The organism is Flavobacterium sediminis, from assembly GCF_003148385.1.
GTDB classification, from domain to species: Bacteria; Bacteroidota; Bacteroidia; order Flavobacteriales; family Flavobacteriaceae; genus Flavobacterium; species Flavobacterium sediminis.
This window is the reverse complement of the sequence record NZ_CP029463.1, coordinates 3,002,366-3,022,577: the sequence shown is the minus strand read 5'-3', so window position 1 is coordinate 3,022,577 and position 20,212 is coordinate 3,002,366. Positions and strand designations below refer to the sequence as shown.

Annotated in this window: 23 protein-coding genes; 13 read left to right on the top strand and 10 right to left on the bottom strand. The window is 35.8% G+C overall.

All coding sequences use genetic code 11. From position 1 onward, the window contains the following. Nucleotides 1–6: 6 nt before the first annotated feature. Nucleotides 7–609: an NUDIX hydrolase gene (locus DI487_RS14065; RefSeq protein ID WP_109570691.1), complete on the top strand. Its 603-nt coding sequence runs from the start codon at nt 7–9 to the stop codon at nt 607–609. 20 nt (nt 610–629) lie between these two features. Further along, nucleotides 630–1,499 carry a patatin-like phospholipase family protein gene (locus DI487_RS14060; RefSeq protein ID WP_109570206.1) on the top strand — a complete coding sequence of 290 codons (870 nt, stop codon included), beginning with the start codon at nt 630–632 and terminating at the stop codon, nt 1,497–1,499. Between the two features lie 17 nt (nt 1,500–1,516). Here DI487_RS14060 and DI487_RS14055 read toward each other — a convergent pair whose 3' ends face one another. The 7 genes from DI487_RS14055 to DI487_RS14025 all read right to left on the bottom strand — a co-directional run bounded on the left by DI487_RS14055 (nt 1,517) and on the right by DI487_RS14025 (nt 7,745). Next, complete coding sequence (locus tag DI487_RS14055) at nt 1,517–3,229, bottom strand: M14 family metallopeptidase (protein WP_109570205.1); 1,713 nt, start codon at nt 3,227–3,229, stop codon at nt 1,517–1,519. 54 nt (nt 3,230–3,283) lie between these two features. Further along, nucleotides 3,284–4,822, bottom strand: coding sequence for a SulP family inorganic anion transporter (locus DI487_RS14050; RefSeq protein ID WP_109570204.1), 1,539 nt, complete (start codon nt 4,820–4,822; stop codon nt 3,284–3,286). 67 nt (nt 4,823–4,889) lie between these two features. Beyond that, complete coding sequence (locus DI487_RS14045) at nt 4,890–5,279, bottom strand: DUF1801 domain-containing protein (RefSeq protein WP_109570203.1); 390 nt, start codon at nt 5,277–5,279, stop codon at nt 4,890–4,892. Continuing rightward, complete coding sequence (locus DI487_RS14040; RefSeq protein ID WP_109570202.1) at nt 5,280–5,735, bottom strand: DinB family protein; 456 nt, start codon at nt 5,733–5,735, stop codon at nt 5,280–5,282. It abuts the gene before it with no gap. Nucleotides 5,736–5,743: 8 nt separating this feature from the next. Continuing rightward, complete coding sequence (coaD, locus tag DI487_RS14035) at nt 5,744–6,205, bottom strand: pantetheine-phosphate adenylyltransferase (RefSeq protein ID WP_109570201.1); 462 nt, start codon at nt 6,203–6,205, stop codon at nt 5,744–5,746. Between the two features lie 5 nt (nt 6,206–6,210). After that, entirely contained in the window at nt 6,211–6,765 is a 555-nt protein-coding gene (locus DI487_RS14030; RefSeq protein WP_109570200.1) for a hypothetical protein, read from the bottom strand. Then, a complete protein-coding gene (locus DI487_RS14025; protein WP_109570199.1) occupies nt 6,765–7,745 on the bottom strand; it encodes a D-alanine--D-alanine ligase in 981 nt (326 codons plus the stop codon). The genes DI487_RS14030 and DI487_RS14025 overlap by 1 nt, the downstream gene beginning before the upstream one ends. 96 nt (nt 7,746–7,841) lie before the next feature. On the opposite strand from DI487_RS14025, the gene DI487_RS14020 reads away from it, so the two are divergent. Further along, a complete protein-coding gene (locus DI487_RS14020) occupies nt 7,842–8,462 on the top strand; it encodes a PASTA domain-containing protein (protein WP_109570198.1) in 621 nt (206 codons plus the stop codon). Beyond that, complete coding sequence (locus DI487_RS14015) at nt 8,462–9,499, top strand: RluA family pseudouridine synthase (protein ID WP_109570197.1); 1,038 nt, start codon at nt 8,462–8,464, stop codon at nt 9,497–9,499. The genes DI487_RS14020 and DI487_RS14015 overlap by 1 nt, the downstream gene beginning before the upstream one ends. Before the next feature lie 57 nt (nt 9,500–9,556). On the opposite strand, the gene DI487_RS14010 is transcribed toward DI487_RS14015, so the two are convergent. Further along, nucleotides 9,557–10,408 (bottom strand): DUF2911 domain-containing protein, encoded by an 852-nt coding sequence (locus tag DI487_RS14010; protein ID WP_109570196.1) that lies wholly within the window; start codon nt 10,406–10,408, stop codon nt 9,557–9,559. 127 nt (nt 10,409–10,535) lie between these two features. Here DI487_RS14010 and DI487_RS14005 point away from each other — a divergent pair, with 127 nt between their 5' ends. Together DI487_RS14005 and DI487_RS14000 are read left to right on the top strand one after the other, a co-directional pair. Further along, nucleotides 10,536–11,009: an SRPBCC family protein gene (locus DI487_RS14005; RefSeq protein ID WP_109570195.1), complete on the top strand. Its 474-nt coding sequence runs from the start codon at nt 10,536–10,538 to the stop codon at nt 11,007–11,009. Then, nucleotides 11,006–12,298 (top strand): cryptochrome/photolyase family protein, encoded by a 1,293-nt coding sequence (locus DI487_RS14000; protein ID WP_109570194.1) that lies wholly within the window; start codon nt 11,006–11,008, stop codon nt 12,296–12,298. The genes DI487_RS14005 and DI487_RS14000 overlap by 4 nt, the downstream gene beginning before the upstream one ends. 3 nt (nt 12,299–12,301) lie before the next feature. On the opposite strand, the gene DI487_RS13995 is transcribed toward DI487_RS14000, so the two are convergent. Further along, entirely contained in the window at nt 12,302–12,955 is a 654-nt protein-coding gene (locus tag DI487_RS13995; protein ID WP_109570193.1) for an HAD family hydrolase, read from the bottom strand. Nucleotides 12,956–13,049: 94 nt separating this feature from the next. Here DI487_RS13995 and DI487_RS13990 point away from each other — a divergent pair, with 94 nt between their 5' ends. The 4 genes from DI487_RS13990 (at nt 13,050) to DI487_RS13975 (ending at nt 15,264) form a co-directional block, all read left to right on the top strand. Beyond that, entirely contained in the window at nt 13,050–13,592 is a 543-nt protein-coding gene (locus DI487_RS13990) for an RNA polymerase sigma factor (RefSeq protein ID WP_109570192.1), read from the top strand. Nucleotides 13,593–13,622: 30 nt separating this feature from the next. Continuing rightward, complete coding sequence (locus DI487_RS13985; RefSeq protein WP_109570191.1) at nt 13,623–14,036, top strand: hypothetical protein; 414 nt, start codon at nt 13,623–13,625, stop codon at nt 14,034–14,036. Nucleotides 14,037–14,041: 5 nt separating this feature from the next. Further along, the gene (locus tag DI487_RS13980; RefSeq protein WP_109570190.1) at nt 14,042–14,494 is read left to right on the top strand and encodes a sensor of ECF-type sigma factor; all 453 of its coding nucleotides are present in this window, start codon (nt 14,042–14,044) and stop codon (nt 14,492–14,494) included. Between the two features lie 155 nt (nt 14,495–14,649). Beyond that, on the top strand, nt 14,650–15,264 hold the full coding sequence (locus DI487_RS13975) for a PAS domain-containing protein (RefSeq protein WP_109570189.1): 615 nt from the start codon (nt 14,650–14,652) through the stop codon (nt 15,262–15,264). A gap of 52 nt (nt 15,265–15,316) precedes the next feature. Here the strand turns inward: DI487_RS13975 and DI487_RS13970 are convergent, their stop codons facing one another. Continuing rightward, nucleotides 15,317–16,393, bottom strand: coding sequence for a sialidase family protein (locus DI487_RS13970; protein WP_146193484.1), 1,077 nt, complete (start codon nt 16,391–16,393; stop codon nt 15,317–15,319). 65 nt (nt 16,394–16,458) lie between these two features. Here DI487_RS13970 and DI487_RS13965 point away from each other — a divergent pair, with 65 nt between their 5' ends. From DI487_RS13965 to DI487_RS13955, 3 genes are all read left to right on the top strand, one after another. Then, nucleotides 16,459–17,679 (top strand): hypothetical protein, encoded by a 1,221-nt coding sequence (locus DI487_RS13965; RefSeq protein ID WP_109570187.1) that lies wholly within the window; start codon nt 16,459–16,461, stop codon nt 17,677–17,679. Between the two features lie 88 nt (nt 17,680–17,767). Continuing rightward, entirely contained in the window at nt 17,768–18,985 is a 1,218-nt protein-coding gene (locus DI487_RS13960) for an RsmB/NOP family class I SAM-dependent RNA methyltransferase (protein WP_109570186.1), read from the top strand. 3 nt (nt 18,986–18,988) lie between these two features. Next, a complete protein-coding gene (locus tag DI487_RS13955; RefSeq protein ID WP_109570185.1) occupies nt 18,989–20,140 on the top strand; it encodes an endonuclease in 1,152 nt (383 codons plus the stop codon). The last annotated feature ends 72 nt before the right edge of the window (nt 20,141–20,212 follow it).

Here is a 20,212-nt window from a genome sequence, read left to right as displayed (position 1 = left end):
TTGCAAATGTATAAAGTTTTTGTTAACGATAAACCACTTTTTTTAACTAACGAGGTACAAAAAGAAACGGATTTCCAGATTTTTCTTTTGGAAAGCATTGATATTAAAAAGCTTATCATAAAAATGTTTCAGAATAAAATTCAGAAAGCATTTTTATATCATCCGGATGAAAAACTGATCATGAAGACCTTAAAAGCTAAAATTCCGGTCGTAAAAGCCGGTGGCGGATTAGTTTTTAATGCCAAAGGCGAAGTTCTTTTTATCTTCAGGAACGGAAAATGGGATCTGCCTAAAGGCGGAACGGAGAAAAAAGAAACCATTGAAGAAACGGCAATCCGGGAAGTAGAAGAAGAAACAGGAGTAACCGGACTTAAAATCTCGCACAGGATCGCAAAGACATATCATGTCTTTAAACGCAACGGACGTTATAAACTGAAACAGACCTACTGGTTTGAGATGAAAACCAAATTTGACGGTATTCCAGAAGGGCAAATTGAAGAAGGCATAGAAAAAGTAGCATGGGTAAAACCAGAGGATATCCCTACTCTATTGGAAAATTCCTATGAAAATATTAAATTGCTTTTTGAAAAAGAAAAGATGAACGTTTAACAGCTTGTAATTCCCTCTGCATGAAAAAGAACATAACTCTCGTACTTTCAGGTGGCGGTGCCAGAGGAATCGCTCATATAGGTGTTATTGAAGAATTACTGCAAGCCGGATACATAATCAGCTCTATATCCGGAACCTCAATGGGAGCGTTAGTTGGAGGTATTTATGCCGTTAACAGGTTAAGCGAGTTCAAAGAATGGCTTTACAAGGTCAACAAACAACGTATTTTTCAATTAATTGATTTTAGTTTTTCTTCACAGGGGTTGGTCAAAGGCGAACGCATCTTCAGAGAAATGAAAGCTTTTATTCCGGATGCTAATATTGAGGACCTGTCTGTCAATTATACGGCTACTGCTTTTGATATTGCGAATTACAGAGAGGTCGTTTTCAGACAAGGAAGCTTATTTAACGCCATCAGAGCATCGATCTCTATTCCAACCGTATTAACACCTGTTGTTATGGGAAACGCGGTTCTGGTCGACGGCGGAGTTGCTAATAACGTTCCGATAAACAATGCTATCAGAAGTGAAAACGATTTATTGGTAGCTGTCCATGTTAATGCAGATGTTCCCGACAGTAAAATTTCCTTAGCTCATGAAAAGGATTTAAAAGCTTTACACCTAGTAGCAGAACACGATTTACATCCTACAGGAAAAGAACGTACTAAAAAATTCAATTATTTCAATCTAGTTAACAATACGATCGTTACCATGACCAATCATATTTCAAGTATGATGATGGATCAGACCCCTCCGGATGTGCTAATTGAAATATCAAGAACCTCCTGTGGCGTTTTTGAATTTTACAGAGCAAAAGAACTGGTCGAGATCGGCAGACAAGCTTTCCACTCCCAAGCTGAAAAAATAGAAAAGCTAGCTACTACGAAATGACAAGCCTTTATTTCTCATTATTTTATCCTATAGACCGGATAGTGCCTATGGGCTTTTTCGTAATAATCAGAATGCGTGTAAACCCAATCGAGTTGAGCCGAACCACTAGCTGCAAATTTTTCATCTACTTTCTTTTTAGCTTCAAATTCTTCTTTTAGTTCCGGGTCAGAATCTAATAAATCTTTCGCTAAGTCTTCAAAAACGTAAGCAGAAAAATATTCTTTTTGCTGCAAAATAGGATCGAAAAAGTTCCAGTTAAAATAACTATCCACTGCTTCCGGTTCTAATGTTTCTAATAAGAATTTAACCCCTTTTTGCTGTGTGTCGATCATAAAATCTCCCTTTCGGAATTTTAATTTCTCTGCCTTTGATGTTACTGTTGTATTGTAATGCCCGTAATGTCCCTCATAAGGATATTTAGATGTTTCAAAAGAAGTTATGCTATAGCTTTCTACCTCAATTTCTGTATCTTCAGCTAAAGGCTGCATCTTAATTCCGTTTAGTTTCAACAATTCAACTACCGGCCATTGTGATTGCGGTACAATATAAAAACGAGGAATAATTATAGTTTTAGTTCCTTTATAATCAGCATAAAACGGAATCTCTTTGGTAAACGGTTGTTTTCTATCATAATACAAACGATCGTTACCCGAAACAGCACTTGGCTTATACCCGCCTTTATATCCTTTAAATTCTATAGATGAAACTTTTGTTGAATCCAATTGCCATTGCAAAGGATATTCTTTACCCGCTTTATAATTGGTCAAATTATCTTCTCTTAACTTTTTGATCTTTTGACGATTTTCATCTACATACTGAATGGTTTCCACCATATATTGATAGGTAACCGCTACCCTTTCTTTAAAAGGTTTTAGCATGTGTGTTTCCGGCACTGATCCCAAAGTATTGAACAACGTTGTATATCCCGTAGCATAACGTGGCGTATCCATAAATTGGGCAAATCCGTTATCAGGCATATCGCCATGAATATTTACATACGGAACACTTTCTATTTTTTTCTTTTTCAATTGTGCCATAATAGCCGGGTGCATCTCTTCTTTATAAAAAGTTCCTAATGCACCTCCCAACCGCTGATGTTGTGTCGCAATACAAGTAAAAGTATATTGGTAATCGGCACCGTTAGAAACATGATTATCAATAAACATATCCGGATTGACCTGATGAAAAATCTCCTGAAAACTCCTGGAGTTTCTGGAATCAGACTTTATAAAATCGCGATTCAAGTCATAATTGCGGGCATTCCCTCTGAAACCGTATTCTTCCGGCCCGTTCTGATTGGCTCTGGAGTGTGAGTTCCGATTTAACATTCCTCCGATATTATACACCGGAATAGCAACTACAATAGTATGCTCAGGCACTTTAATTTTGGCTGTAGCCAAATCGCGCATCAACATCATCGTAGCATCTATACCATCAGGTTCTCCGGGATGGATCCCGTTATTTATTAAGACAACCGCTTTCTCCGAATTAAAATCAAAGTTCTTATCCTTTGAAAAACAAACGATATGCAAAGATTCTCCACAATCTGTTAGACCCATTTCCCGTATTTGAATGGTTTCAAACTGATGCTCCAAATTCTGATAATAATTAATACACTCCTCGTAAGTAGTAGATTGATTCCCGTTGCCTTTTTCAAAAGGTGTTTGTAAATTGTTTTGAGCCAAACTGAATACAAAATTCAACAAGGCTATATAGAAATATATACGCATAAAAAAAGCTTTACAATGCTGTAAAGCTAATTATTTTTCAGGAATTATAGATTCTTAATTATTTCCCGGCATAACATTATACGTCGGATCTTCTAAAATATTAACGTCAATTACAGCTTCTGCATTTTTAAGCAGGTTTACACAATCCTGGCTCAAATGGCGCAAATAAACTGTTTTTCCTTCTTTTGCATATTTACCTGTTAAAGAGTTTACGACTTCAATAGCACTCATATCTGCAATTCTGCTTTCTGCAAAATCAATAATGACTTTTTCAGGATCATTCGCAATATCAAACTTTTCGGCAAAAGCGGTTGTTGAACCAAAGAATAAAGGTCCGTAGATCTCATAATGTTTCACTCCGTTATCGTCCACATACTTTCTGGCTCTGATGCGCTTAGCATTTTCCCATGCAAAAACCAAAGCAGAAATGATTACACCGATTAAAACGGCCAGCGCTAAATTATGTAAAAAGATGGTAATTGCTGTCACGACCAACATAACGATAATATCTGATTTCGGCATTTTATTCCAGACCTTGAAACTGGTCCATTCAAAAGTTCCTATAGCAACCATGATCATTACCCCTGTTAAAGCCGCCATCGGTAGTAATTCTATAACCGGAGCAGCAAATAAGATAACTGCTAAAATGGTTAAGGCTCCTACAATTCCGGCTAAACGAGCTCTGGAACCGGCTGATAAATTTACCAAAGTCTGAGCGATCATAGGACAGCCTCCCATTCCGAAAAAGAAACCGTTAGCAATATTAGCTGTTCCCTGCGCTAAACATTCCCGATTACTGCTTCCTTTTGTTCCGGTAATCTCATCTACTAAATTCAGTGTTAAAAGACCTTCCGTCAACCCTACTCCCGCCATAACTAATCCATACGGAAAGATTACTTTTAAAGCCTCCCAGGTTAAAGGAATCTGAGGAATATGAAACGGTGGTAAAGTTCCACTTACGGAAGCGATATCTTTTACCTGACGAGTATCGATCTGAAAAATGAGAACAATCGCAAAAACGATCATAATAGCTACTAACGAAGCAGGGATAGCTTTCGTAATTTTAGGCAAAATATATACAATTGCAATAGTTAAGGCTACTAAGCCTAACATCGTCCATAAAGGTGTTCCCGAAAGCCAAACAGACTCCCCGTTCAGAGTTGTTTCAAACTGTTTTAACTGTGACATGAAGATAATAACCGCCAAACCGTTTACAAATCCGTACATTACAGGTTGAGGAACCAATCGAATAAACTTTCCTAATTTAAAGATTCCTACAACTATTTGAAGAATTCCGGCTACAATTAATGCTCCGAACACATAATCCAATCCGTGAGATTTCATCAAGGCAATCAAAACAATTACTGTTGCTCCTGCTCCTCCTGAGATCAATCCGGGTCTGCCGCCGAATATTGCAGTTATGATTCCCATTAAAAAGGCACCGTACAAACCTACTAGTGGCGGAAAATCAGCCAAAATAGCAAATGACAAAGATTCCGGTATCATGGTCATCGCAACGGTTAATCCGGCCAGGATCTCTGTTTTATAGTTTACTTTCTGAGAAAAATCGAATAGATTAAAAACTTTTTGCATAATGAAAACCTCTTTTTGGCTTAAAAAGCGGCAAAGATAGGGATTTCAAAGTTAACAGGAGGTTAAGCTACAGCAATCGTTCTAAAACTCCTTTTCGCTTAACGATATTTTTATAATCCCACTGAATCGTTTTTGATTTGTTCAGCCATCGGGTCAGATCTTTTGTATCTACCTGAGAAATGTCTGTATAGCGTATTTCAGCAGCTTTAAATTTGCCTTCACTTTGCAATTGGTCTTCTTCAAAAGATTGACCACTCCAAAACAAAAGTCGGATACAACCTTTAAGTTTACTATATCCTGCTACAGGATTTCCATTGATAAACCAAACAGGATGCGCATGCCAGATCTTACTTTGTGCCTCCGGTAAAGTTTTATCTATTTCTTGTGCCAACAAAAAACAAATCTCTTTTTCCTGTTCTATTTGTTGTTCGTTATAGGCTTTTATTCCGAAATTCATTTAACTTCCGTACTTATTAATGATTGCCATTTGCCCGGCATGATATGCTGTATGAGAAACTATTCGTCCGAAAGCTTCCGCTTTAGTTTTGGTACCGAATTCAGCAGTAGTAATAACTGTTTCCCAATCTTCATCCGTTTGTTGTCGGACAATGTTTAACAAGGTCTTAAAAGAATGATCCACATATTCTTTCAATTCATTTAAGTTGGTCCATTGACCGGTATCTCTTTTATCAATAACTGTTTTGGCAATAACCTTTACACTACTATCGCCAAAGACATTTTTACTGAACAATAGCTCCACATCGCCAATGTGTCTGATGAGAAAACCGACAGAATTTTGCGATGGTAATAATCTCTTTGTCAGATCGCTTTCTGATAAATTCTGAAGTTGATTTGTAAACCGAGTTCTGGATTCTATCCAAAGCGCTATTAATAATTCTGTTTTAGTTTTCATATTTCAGGCTATTTATGTACTTGTACCGATTCCGGAACTAACTTAGAAACATCGCCGCCGTTTCGCAATACATCGCGAACAATACTGGATGAAATAAAGGAAGTTCGTGCTGCGGTTAATAAGAAAACGGTTTCTATCTTAGACATGACACGGTTGGTATGCGCGATAGCTTTTTCAAATTCAAAATCGGCAGGATTGCGCAAACCTCTTAAAATAAAATCAGCTTTTTCCTTTTTGCATAAATCTATGGTTAAACCATGATAGGTTATTACTTTTACTTTAGGTTCGTGTTTGAATGCTTCTTCAATAAATCGCTTACGGTCTTCCAATGAGAACATATACTTTTTTTCAGCATTCACTCCTATTGCTACAATTACTTCATCAAACAAAGAAGCTCCTCTTGTAATAATATCAAAGTGTCCGTTAGTTATGGGATCAAAAGATCCCGGGAAAATAGCGCGTCTGTTCATATCTTTTATTTAAGTCGTTGTATCATATTAGTAATGGTATACTGGTTGTACTCACCTCCTTCTACCAGATATTCTCCTTTTTTATTGATAACCATAACCCCGTAACAAGTTCCTTTTCTGTTAAAGAAGTGTTTCAAAAAGTAATGTCCCACATCGTCATAATGGGTTTCAAAATCTAAAATAGGTTTGGCATATAATTTATCGGCATAGATGTAAATATTACGGCAATTCGTGAGATCCACATTCGGATAGACTTCATTATCAAACCAATCCTGTGTAGCCTGTAAACCATCGTAAATACTAAAAGGGCATTCGTCTTTAAGCCCTTTAAAATTGATAACTAAGATCTCTTCTTTGGTCCAGTTATAAGTTTCTTTGATACTTTTTAACTGATCTTTAGGCAAAGTTTGTACTTCTTGCTGAATCTTTACTTCTTTTTTTGCTGTTTTAATTTCCTTATTCTCGACAGAAGAGGTCTTTTTCAGCATTTGAATTTGAGACCATGATTGCTGTACGAACAAGCACATTACAATGAGGGTCAATTGGATTATTTTTTTCATCACAAACTAATTTTAAGAGCTAATTCTATTGCATTTTCAAAGAGTTGACCTAATGAAATTCCGGCTTTTCCGGCTTGTTGCGGCAAAATACTTTCATTAGTCAATCCCGGAATAGTATTCATCTCAAGCATGTAAGGTTCTCCGTTTACAATAATAAATTCGCTTCGTGAAAACCCTTTCATTTTCAGGATTTCATAAGCTTTTTTAGCTGTTTCCGCTACTTTTCGATGGACTTCCTCCGAAATTCTGGCTGGTGTTATTTCCTGAGATTTCCCTAAATACTTTGCTTCGTAATCAAAAAAATCATTTTCTGATACGATCTCCGTCATAGGTAAAACGGTAATTTCTCCTTTATAGTTTATCACACCCACAGAAACTTCTGTTCCGTCTAAAAAACTTTCTATAATGATTTCGTTGTCTTCCCGGTAAGCATTCTCAATGGCAGAAAGCAATTCACTTGATTCCTTTACTTTAGAAATCCCGAAACTAGAACCCGATTTATTAGGTTTTACAAAGCAAGGCAAACCTACTATTTCCATAATTTTTTCCTGATTAATTGCATCTCCCTGATTCAAATAAAAAGACTGAGCCGTTTTAATTCCGTAAGGTTTCAATACGGAAAGTAAGTCTCTTTTATTAAAGGTTAAGGCAGCCTGATAATAATCACAAGATGTTTGCGGAATTTGTAACAACTCTAAATATGCCTGCATCAAACCATCTTCACCCGGAGTTCCGTGAATGGCATTAAAAACTACATCAAAAGTTATTTTCCGCCCTTCTTTTTCTACAGAAAAGTCATGTTTGTTAATAGGAAATTCCTGTTCGTCTTCATCTACATACACCCATTTTTCTTTCAGAATATGAATCCGATACGGTTTGTATTTTGTTCGATCTAAATTTTGAAAGACCACATTTCCGCTCGTTAAGGAAATTTTGTATTCACTGGAATAACCGCCCATTATAATGGCAACATTTTTCATATAGAATCGTTATATAGTATAGCAAAATTACATTATTTATTCCTAACTATAAATGTTTTGTATTTTATATCTTTGCCAAAATAACATTTTTTATTTATGAGCTTACGTAAGTTTTTAACAAGTAAAGTTTTTTTGATCCAGATCGGCATTGCCTTGGGTATTTCCATTGTTCTTATCTTCCTATTAATGAAGTTTCTGGACATCCAGACCAAACACGAAGAAGAAATCAAAGTACCTGATCTTTCTAAAATGCAATTAAAAATCGCTGAAGAAAAATTAGCTGAACTCAATCTTGAACTGATTTTATTAGATACCGTTGATTTTAAACCTGATATGCCGCCGTATTCAGTTGTGGAACAGGATCCGAAAGCGGGAAATAATGTAAAAAGCGGTAGAAAAATTTACATAAAGTTGAACTCCGGAGAATATGACGACGTAACTATTCCTGATTTTAAAGATAAAACATATCGTCAGATCAGTGCAAATATAAAATCCTTAGGCCTGCACGAAGGCAAAAAAATATACCGTCCGAGTATTGCAAAAGACGTTGTTTTACAACTCATGCAAAACGGTAAAAAATTAAAGAAAGGCGATAAAGTAAAGAAAACATCTAAAATCGATTTCGTCTTAGGAGACGGTAAAGAACTCTTTAACGGTAGTAATATAAATACTGATAATGAGACGTCAACGACTAATGATAATGAAAACCAACCTTAATGAGTAATCAGATTAACGATAACGAACCGGAAGACGAATTATACGAACACCATAGATTTGAAGTTTCTAAAGGACAGCAACCGCTTCGGGTTGATAAATTTTTAATGAACTTAATTGAGAATGTTACCCGAAGTAAAATTCAGAAAGCAGCTGATGCAGGAAATATTCTGGTAAATGATGTTCCGGTCAAATCCAACCATAAAATAAAGCCGAATGATATCATTAAGGTCATGTTTGAACATCCTCCTTACGAACATTTGTTGAAAGGAGAGAATATTCCTTTAGATATCGTATATGAAGACGAACAGCTGATCGTTATTAACAAACCTGCCGGAATGGTGGTTCATCCGGGACACGGAAACTATTCCGGAACTCTGGTCAATGCTTTGGCTTATCATTTTGACAATTTACCCATGAATAGTTCCGAGCGTCCGGGCTTAGTACACCGAATTGACAAAGACACATCCGGATTATTAGTTGTTGCTAAAACGGAATTAGCAATGGATTACCTGACCAAACAGTTTGCCGAAAAAACATCGGAACGAGAATATGTTGCTTTAGTTTGGGGAAATATCGAAGAAGATGAAGGAACGATTGAAGGCAATATTGATCGCCATCCGACCAACAGAATGCAAATGGCAGTTTTCCCGGACGGAGAAAGAGGAAAACCGGCTGTCACTCATTATAAAGTTTTAGAACGATTAGGTTATGTTACTTTGGTTTCCTGTCGATTAGAAACCGGAAGAACACACCAGATCAGAGTTCACATGAAACACATTGGTCACACTCTATTCAATGACGAACGTTATGGCGGTAATGCTATTTTAAAAGGAACAACTTTTACTAAATACAAACAGTTTGTCGATAATTGTTTTAAAGTATTACCCCGTCAGGCGCTTCATGCCAAAACGTTAGGTTTTGAACACCCAGTCACTAAAGAATTCATACGTTTTGATTCTGAAATCCCACAGGATATGGTAGACTGTATTGAAAAGTGGCGTGTATATTCCAAAGCTCAGCAATTTGAAGAAGAATAAAATAAATAAAAAAGCCGGAAATTCCGGCTTTTTTATTTATAGTACGATCTGAAAATCTTATTTTGACCATTCAGAGATACTATCTTTATTCATTTTGATATAGTCATTATTCCCTGCCTTAGTAGCTCCGTCAAGAGAATACTTAGCTGTTTCTATTGCTCCTGTTTTATCTCCTGTTTTAGCCTGAATAAGGGCTTTTAATCTCAAATACCAAAACGGAACATCTTCTCCTGTCGGAGTCATAGAAATTGCATTATTGATCCACAATAATGCTTTTTTCATATCACCATTAGACTGATAGTAATATAGAGCTGCAGAATAATAATCATCCATTGAAGGTCCGGCAAGAACATTTTCTATACTTGACATGGCAATTTCATTCGTAGGAACTGAAAACGGAATTGAAATGGAAGTACGCTCCCAAGCCAGATCTAAAGTCCCGGAATCATTTGTTAAATTATTAATAGAAATTGTGAACGATTCTACAGGTTTTCCTATAGTAACCGGTTTTACACTGGTACGCAAAGCGACTTTTTTCTCGTCCCACTCTTGCGGTAAGCCCCAATTGCTTGTATCCGTATAAAAAATCACATCCCAACTATCAGCTCTGGGTGTTGTATAAAGGGCATATTTCCCTTTTTTTAATTCTTTTCCATTAATCACCACATTATCACTAAAACTTATTGTTGTATTTGCATTCGCTCCGGTTCTCCAATTTTTTCCATAAGGCACTAACTCTCCGTAAACAATTCTGCCTTTGGCACTCGGGCGACAATATTCTACTTCAATTTCTGTTAATCCTACAGTTTGATCAACTTTGGCAAACGGGCTTGCCTGTGGTGTTTTAACTTGTGCATTCGATAAAGCTGCTGTAAGCGTCAAAAAAGCAACAACAATAAATTTTCTCATCCTAATTATTTATTTTAATCATTTGCTACGAAATTACTAAAATTAAAATTTTCATTTGTTAACCATTTCCTAAAATTATTTTTTATTTTGTTTAATAAAATTATTAATTTTGTTAAACAATATTGTTATGCAAATTTACCGACTACATAGAACGCAAAAATTACCCATCGCTCTTAACGATGCATGGGACTTTTTTTCAGACCCTAAAAATCTAAAACGCATCACACCTGATTATATGGGTTTTGAGATCATAAGCGGTGCTGAAAAAAAGATGTACCCGGGACAGATCATTCAATATTTAGTTTCTCCTGTTTTAAAAATAAAAACAAAATGGGTCACTGAAATTACACATGTTGTTCCTCAGGAATTCTTTGTAGATGAACAACGCTTTGGCCCTTATGCTCTTTGGCATCACAAACACTTTTTTAAATCAATTAATGGGGGTGTCGAAATGGAAGATATTGTAGACTATAAATTACCTTACGGATTTATAGGACAATTAGTCCATCCTGTATTGGTTAAACCTAAACTGGAGGAAATTTTTAAATATCGCGAACGAAAATTAAACGATTTGTTCGGAACATATAACGACAAGCTATGAGAATATTTTGGTTTAGGAGAGATCTGCGCTTAGAAGATAATACCGGATTATATCATGCTTTGAATTCGGAGGAAGAGGTCTTGCCGATTTTTATTTTTGACCCGAATATTCTGTCTCAATTGCCTAAAAACGATGCCCGAGTCACTTTTATTTACCAACAATTAGAAAACCTCCGGAATCAACTCGAACATGCAGGAAGAAGATTAGCTGTCTTTTCAGACGATCCTTTACAGGTTTTTGAAAAACTGATTGAGGAAAATCCTATTACTACAGTTTATACCAATCACGATTACGAACCTTATGCCCGAAAACGGGACAAAGCCGTTTTTCAACTTTTACAGCAACATGCCGTTTCATTTAAAACGTGTAAAGATCAGGTTATTTTCGAAAAGGATGAAATTACAAAAAGTGACAGATCGCCTTATGTTATATATACACCCTATTCTAAAAAATGGAAAGAAGAATGGCTTCATAAAACTATTGTCCATCACCCGTCAGAAAAATTATTACACAAGTTCGCAGTCCACTCCTACCCTTTTTTACAACTGAAAGATATCGGTTTTGAATACTCAACTATTACAGTTAGTCCTTATGATCTTTCTGAAAAGCTGATTGCAAATTATAAAGAGACCCGAAATTTTCCGGCGATCCACGGAACTTCTTTCCTTAGTACACATTTACGTTTCGGAACGGTTTCTATTCGTAAAATTGTTCAAAAAGCAGATACTTGTTCTGACAAAACATTTTTGAATGAACTGATCTGGCGGGAATTTTTCATGCAGATCCTTTGGCACTTTCCGCACACTGTTCATAAAAGTTTCAAACCACAGTACAACAATATTATCTGGAATACCCACGAAAAAAATTTCCAGTTGTGGTGTGAAGGAAAAACCGGTTATCCTTTTGTAGATGCCGGCATGCGGGAATTAAATACTACCGGACACATGCACAACAGGGTTCGCATGATCGTGGCAAGCTTTTTATGCAAGCATTTATTGATCGATTGGCGCTGGGGCGAAACCTATTTTGCTCAAAAATTATTAGATTATGAACAAGCCAGTAATATAGGGAACTGGCAATGGGCAGCCGGAAGCGGAGTTGATGCAGCACCTTACTTCAGGATTTTTAATCCTACGGAGCAGATCAAAAAATTTGATCCTGATCTCAGATACATTAAAAAATGGATCCCGGAATTGGAAACCGATTCCTATCCGAAACCTATCGTAGACCACAAAGAAGCGCGGATAAGATGTCTTGAGACCTATAAAAAAGCATTGGAAAAAATTTAATCCTTACATTTTAGATATCCTGTCAAAATCCAAAAGACCAAAGTCTTCTACAATATAATCTGCATGTGATAGGTCTTGTAATTTTGAATTTTGACTATGGTAACCAATACATTTCAACCCGGCCGCTTTTGCTGCTGTAATTCCGTTAGTACTGTCTTCTATAACGATACAATTTTCATCTGCAAAAGCAGATAAACCAGCTGCATGTATAAAAATTGCCGGATCAGGTTTCGATTTCGGAAAGTCTTCTCCACTGACCCTATGCTTAAAATACGGATTCAAACCGAAACGGTTAAAAACTCTTGTTATTGTTCCTTTTGAGGCCGAAGAAGCTAAAATGAGTTGCATGTCATTTGCATGTAAATTTTTAATCAACGCTTCCACACCATCGATTAAGAATAAATCTTTTTTAGTGTCAAAGGCTTCATTAAATAAAAAGCGTTTTCTTAAGATCAATTCTTCTACTTCATGAGACAAATCGAAACGCTCTTTTAGTTTCTGAAAAACATTTCGTGTAGAATTCCCTGTAAAAGAAGCATATAACTCTTCTGAAACATCTATACCTAATTCCTTAAAATGAAGATCATAAGCGTATTTATGAACAGGTTCTGTATCTACAATTACCCCATCCATATCAAAAATAACAGTTTTAATCATCGTTGTGTTGCAATTTTATGCAAAGGTAGTACTAAATTTCGATTTCAAATTAAACCTTTTTGCTTAACTTTAATCTAAAGTATAAACGAAAGACTTGGAAAACGAAAAAGTTTTTATTGAAGCTTTATTGAATCCTAAAACGCAGCAAAATGCTTTTAGAGAGCTTTTGCATTTGTACCAAAAGCCCTTGTACTTTCACATACGAAATATTGTTTTAAACCATGATGATGCCGATGATGTCTTACAAAATACATTTCTGAAAATCTATCAGAACCTGTCGAATTTTAAAGGAGAAAGTAAATTATATTCCTGGATGTACCGGATTGCTACTAATGAAGCTTTAAATTTCATCAATCAAAAAGCCCGAAAAAACGGTACAACTATTGAAGAATGGCAAAACAAAGCTATTAACAGCCTTGAAAGCGATACGTATTATGACGGAGATGAGATTCAACTAAAATTACAAAAAGCCATTGCCGATTTACCGGAAAAACAGCAATTAGTCTTTAAAATGAAATATTTTCAGGAAATGAAATACGAAGAAATATCTGAAATCGTAGATACTTCTGTAGGAGCCCTTAAAGCCAGCTATCACATAGCGGTTAAAAAAATTGAAGAATATTTGAAAAACAATTAAACCAAACGACTAAAATTTTGTCTTAACAATATGAAAGACTTTGATTTACATAATAAAAAAATAGCATCAGGCTTCAAAGTTCCGGAAACCTATTTCGAAAATTTTGAATCCAAAATGATGGAGACCATTGATTTTAAAGCTCCTGAAAAAGAGCCTAAGGTCGTTTCTCTTTTTCATAGAAAACAAATTTGGATTTCGGCAATTGCTGCTATTTTTGTAGCGCTTTTAGCGATCCCTGTTTATTTCAGTTCAAATACAACAGAAAATATTGAAAGTCAAACACTGGAAAATTATCTGACAACTGAATATTCAACTTACGACCTGATCGATAAACTGAGTAATGAAGATCTTCAGAATTTAGAAACCTCTATTAGTTTAAATGAGGATGCCGTTGAAGATTATTTATTACAAGAAGACAACCTTGATTATTACCTAAACGAATAAAAACCATGAAAAGAAAAATTCTAATCCCGTTATTTTTACTGATAGCTTTCATTGGCTTTTCTCAAAACTTTAAAGATAAGAAAGAAAAGATAAAAGCCTTAAAAATTGCTTATATCACTGAAAAATTAGAACTTACACCGGATGAAGCTCAAAAATTCTGGCCTATATACAATGCCTTTGACGATCAGGAATTTGATATCCGCCACAATAAAATGCGAACACTGATCCATAAAATCGGAGACGGAGGTTTTGAGTCACTTTCAGAAAAAGAGGCTGCAACTTTGCTCAACCAGATGGAAAGTTATGAAGATCAATTGTACACTCTGCGTAAAAAATACTTTAAAGAGCTGCAGAATGTTCTCTCTGCTAAAAAAATTATTCTTCTGAAAAAATCCGAAGAAGAATTCAATCGCAAATTACTGCACCAATTCCGGGAAAACAGAGATAAAAGAGATTAACGACTAAAGCCTAACTTTAAAAACGTTAGGCTTTTATTTTTTCATTAACTTTTTTTTAACACTTTTTTACACAAACCTGATTTTTGTCATTTTTTTTCGTTCTATAGGGTCTTTACTTTGTCCTATCTTAAATTATTAACACAAAAACTTTAGGTATGGAAGCACCAACAAGACCAACTCCGATTGACAAAGAAGTCATTTGGGACAAAACAAGAACTATTATGAGTAAAACCGACAAATACGGTACTATTGAGTACGCTAATGAAGTATTTGTTGATGTATGTGGATACGAAGACTATGAACTAGTAGGGCAACCTCACAACATTATCAGACACCCTGATATGCCAAAAGTTGTTTTTAAAGTATTATGGGATAATTTAAAAGCCGGAAATAACTTCCACGCGGTAGTTAAAAACATGGCTAAATCAGGTAGATACTACTGGGTAATTACTGATTTTGATATCTCAAGAAATGAAGATGGAGAAATCACACATTATTTTGCCAGAAGAAAAGCTGTACCGCAAGAAGTAGTTTCAAAAATTGAGCCTTTATACAAAAAATTACTTCAGATTGAAGAAGCTGCAGGAATGGAAGGAAGTGAAAAGTATTTAACAGGGTTCCTTGAAGAACAAGGACAAGATTATGTTGAATTCTTAAAAGGCTTAATGTCTGAATATCAAAAAGAACAAGCGGCTAAAGCTGCTGCTGCAAATGCTGAAAACAATAAACCTGTCGAAAGCAAAGGATTCTTTGCTAGATTTTTCAGCTAATAGTTTTTATTGAGTTTTTTTGAAAAAAGCAGTCTTATAGAGACTGCTTTTTTTATTTCATAAATTCCATTTTAACTATCGTATTCCGACCGGCTGCATAAGCAACAGAATCATTTTGAAACCGTAAAGTATACAAATCAGTATCTTCAGCCATTTTTGTCCAATGTTCACCAAGGTCTGAAGAATAATAAACACCTGTTGCCCCTACACTCACAATCCCTTTCCTATCCGATTCGGGTACAAACTGTACACAGGAAGCATAGCCGAATGAACTATTTTCGGCAACTACTTTCCAATTTTTCCCTCCGTCAGTTGTAATAGCCTTGTTAGCCGCATTATAATCCGGCTTCTCATAATCTCCACCGGCAACAATTCCAACGTTTTCATCATAAAAATCGGCTGTAAAAATGCCGGTCATTATTCCACCCTGAATTATAGGTGTATCATAAACTTCCCAGGTTTTCCCTTTATCTTCACTTACCAAACATCTGGCTTTTTTCCCTCCGGTTACGATAAACACCTTTCCTCCTCTTAAAATAACATTAGTGTTACTGGCTGCAAAAGCAGCTTCTCCTTCTACAATTTCCGGTAACGCATCGCAAGGAATTTTAGACCAGTTTTGTCCAAAATCTTTAGTAAGCCAAACATCTAAACAATTTTCGGTCGGATCGCCCATTACTACTCCAAAGCCTTGTTTATCTATTTGCATACTGTCAAAAAACACATTCTCATTTTCATTCGAATACACATTCCTCACTTGTCTTTTATCTGAACTGATATGATACATTAAAGCCGGTGAAGCCACACTAAGGATACAAACTCCGTTTCGGGCTTTAGCTATACTTCTGAATTCCGGTAAAAGCGAATCTTTTACAACATGTCCGTTAAAGATTTTTTGCGTCTCCAAGTCAATTGCACCATACTTACCGTTGTTTCCTGCAAACCATAATTGATTACTGTCTATCAAAATTGCCCTGATACTGATAGAATCTTTATAAACAGGAGTAATAATTACTTTTTCAAATGGTCTTTTCAATTCTTTTTCAGACTCACAAGAAACAAATAAAGCACTGATAATCAAAATATAAAAAACATAACTTACAAACTTTCCTCTTCTTACAAACATCATAAAAATATTTTTTGGCACAATAATTGGTTTTACTAAAATGAAAAACAAAAATACCGGAGAATATTATGAAAACAAAAATTTTTACTTCAGTAATAATCGCTTTGCTGGGAATATTTTCGGCAACTGCACAAGATAAAACAACAGTAAGAGCCAATAGCAGTGATATTAGCGACAATCTGGACTTAAGAGCTGTGGCTACAATTTTCGGAGACAGTAAAGACCTCGAAGATTTTGAACGCAGATTAAATGACCCGGAACTTCAGATCTCTAATTTAGACTTGAATAATGACAATTATGTAGATTATTTAAGAGTGGTAGAAAGCATTGAAGGAAATGCCCACATTATTGTCGTTCAAGCTGTTTTAGACAAAGATCTCTATCAGGACGTTGCCACTGTAGAAGTTGAGAAAGACCAAAACAACAATGTAACCGTACAGGTTGTAGGTGATGTTTATATGTATGGTGCCAACTATATATATGAGCCGGTTTATGTAACCCGACCGGTAATTTACACTACTTTTTGGGTAACTAGCTATCGTCCTTATTATTCTTCATGGTATTGGGGCTACTACCCGACCTATTATACTGTATGGCATCCGTATCCGATATTCAGATATAGAAATAACATTGTTCTTCATATCAACTTCGGGCATACTTACCATTATGTAACACACAGAAGATGTGCTTATGCGTACAATGCTTACTATGGCAGAAGAGCTAACGGTTATGAAGTTCGTTATCCGAATCGTTCATTTGCTTACAGAAACTCAGGATACAGCAACCGATACGAATTAGATCAAAACAGAACCGTTAAAACACGTACACCGGGTACAAGACAATTATCCGCTTCAGGAAACAGCAGAAATTCCTATGCTTCATCAAGAAATAACAGCAGTTATTCTACCAGAAATAATAATAGTACAAGAAATAACAGTACAAGAAGTTATAATCAAGGTAGCAATACAGCTACTACCCGAAGTAATACAAATACAACAAGAAGTAACAACAGAACGTATGCTGAAAACCGTTCCGCTAACTATCGCAGTTCCGGAAGTTCAGCAACAAGAAATAGCTCTACAAGAGCAACCACAAACAGAAGTTATACACCAAGCAGCTCTTCAAACCGTAGTAATACCAATATGAGCAGAAGCACTAACAGATCAAGCAGCGCTACTCAAAGTCGCTCATCATCTGGAGTTAGTCGCCAGAGCGGTTCATCGACCAGAAGTACAGGAGGAAGTCAGTCAAACGGACGTTCCGGAGGCGGAAGAAGCGGAAGAGCATAAAAACTTAACTTTAAAATTACATGAGCCGTATAGTTTATACGGCTCATTTCTTTTTTATTACTATCTTTGTAGGCTTATTTATTTAAAAATGAGATTACACAGAAATTTAGTTTTTGCCGTTATTGATGCCTTGTTAGAAATTTTTAATGAAGGAGAATATGCTGATAAGGTTGTGGCCAAAGTTTTAAAGCGTGACAAACGCTGGGGAAGCAAAGATCGAAAGTTTGTTGCCGAAACCATCTATGAAATTGTCAGATGGAAACGTTTATATGCTGAAATAGCAGAAGTAAAAGAACCTTTTACACGTGATAATGTGTGGAGGTTATTTGCTGTTTGGGCTGTATTAAGAGGTATTGCACTACCCGACTGGAAATATTTTGAAAATACCCCGGTTCGCCGTATTAAAGGTAAATTTGATGAACTATCAAAAACCCGAAAATTCAAAGAATCCATTCCGGATTGGATGGATGAATTAGGTGTTAAAGAATTAGGGGAACCTGTTTGGTCAAAAGAAATTCATGCTCAGAACCAGCAAGCTGAAGTAATTTTGAGAGTGAATACCTTGAAAACGACTAAAGAACAATTACGTTCCATTTTAATGGATGAAAATGATATTGAAACTTCATTCTTAAAAGACTACAATGATGCTTTACTTTTAAAAGAACGTGCCAATGTTTTCTTGACCCGTGCTTTTAAAGAAGGATTATTTGAAGTTCAGGATGCCTCCTCTCAATTAGTAGCTTATTTTCTAGATGTAGAACCGGGTATGCGTGTTGTTGACACTTGTGCCGGAGCCGGAGGAAAAACCTTGCATCTCGCTTCTTTAATGAAAAATAAAGGGCAACTAATTGCTATGGATATTTATGAAAGTAAATTGAAACAATTAAAGACAAGAGCTAAAAGAAACGGTGTTCACAACGTAGATTTCAGAGTAATTGACTCTACTAAAGTCATCAAAAAATTACATGAAAAAGCGGATAGAGTTCTGATTGATGCTCCTTGTAGCGGATTAGGTGTTTTAAAACGTAATCCGGATAGTAAATGGAAACTTCAGCCTGAATTTGTGGAAAATATCAAGAAGACTCAAGCAGAAGTATTAGAGAACTACTCTAAAATAGTAAAACCCGGCGGAAAATTAGTTTATGCTACTTGCTCAGTTCTGCCTTCAGAGAATCAAGAACAAATTAAGCATTTCTTAAACTCGGAAGCCGGTAAAAATTTTACTTTTGTCAAAGATCAAAAAGTATTGGCTCACGAAAGTGGGTTTGACGGATTTTATATGGCCCTATTAACTCGTAAAAATTAACTCATGAAAAAAATTACTTTATTTGCCTTATTTGTAGCCCAAATTGCTTTAGCACAAGCTCCTGCCGGATATTATGATTCTACTGTAGGATTAACCGGTTATGCTTTAAAAACCCAACTGAAAAAAATTATTGACGATAATACTGACGGTTTAACTCCGGAGTATCTGCATACTGATCAAGGTTATAGTTCTTTATGGACTTTGTTTGCTAACAATAATGCGTTCCATGATATTTATGACGAAAACGATAACACTTTATACGACATGTATTCAGAAGTTCCGGGCGGAACTGATCCTTATAATTTTACATTAGTAACCAACCAATGTGGTTCTTATTCCGGTGAAGGAGATTGTTACAACAGAGAGCATTTAATTCCGCAGTCGTATTTTGATCATTTTGCTGTAGCTCCAATGAAAAATGACCCTTTTCATGCAGTTCCTTCAGATGGTTATGTAAATGGTCAACGTAATAATCTGCCTTTCGGGGAAGTAAGTTCAGCGACTTATACATCACAAAACGGTTCTCAAAAAGGAAGCAATATTACAGATGCTTACTCTAGCTACAACGGGACGGTTTTTGAACCGCTTGATGAATTTAAAGGGGATATTGCTCGTTGCTTCTTTTATTTTGCTACACGTTATGAAGACCTGATGGATGATTTTTACAGCGGAGCGAATGCTTCTACTTGTGAAGCAAAAAATATGTTTGACGGTTCTACAGACAAAGTATTCTCTGACGCCTTTATCTTTCGATTGATCAAATGGCATAAGGAAGACCCTGTTTCTGCAAAAGAGATCAATCAGAATAATGTTATTTTCTCATATCAGAACAACAGAAACCCATTTATAGATAATCCTGATTTTGTATGTGAAATCTATCCGACGCAGTGTGCTGCTGTTGATGCATTAGAAGCGGAAAGCTTTGCCTTAAATAGTGTCTCTCTTTTCCCTAATCCTAGTGCAACCGGTGAATTTACGGTACAGTCTCAGACTCCGTTAACTTTAGTTACGGTTTATACCATTAACGGACAAGTGATCCAACAACTTAAACCTCAAAGTGAGATATTCAAAATCAATAACTTGTCTAAAGGCTTTTATTTGATTAAATTAGATACTGATGCTGCTTCTACGATACAAAAAGTTATTGTGAACTAAAAAATATTCGAATAGTATAAAATTAAAAAAGCATCAAAGTAATTTTGATGCTTTTTTTTAATCCAAACCAAT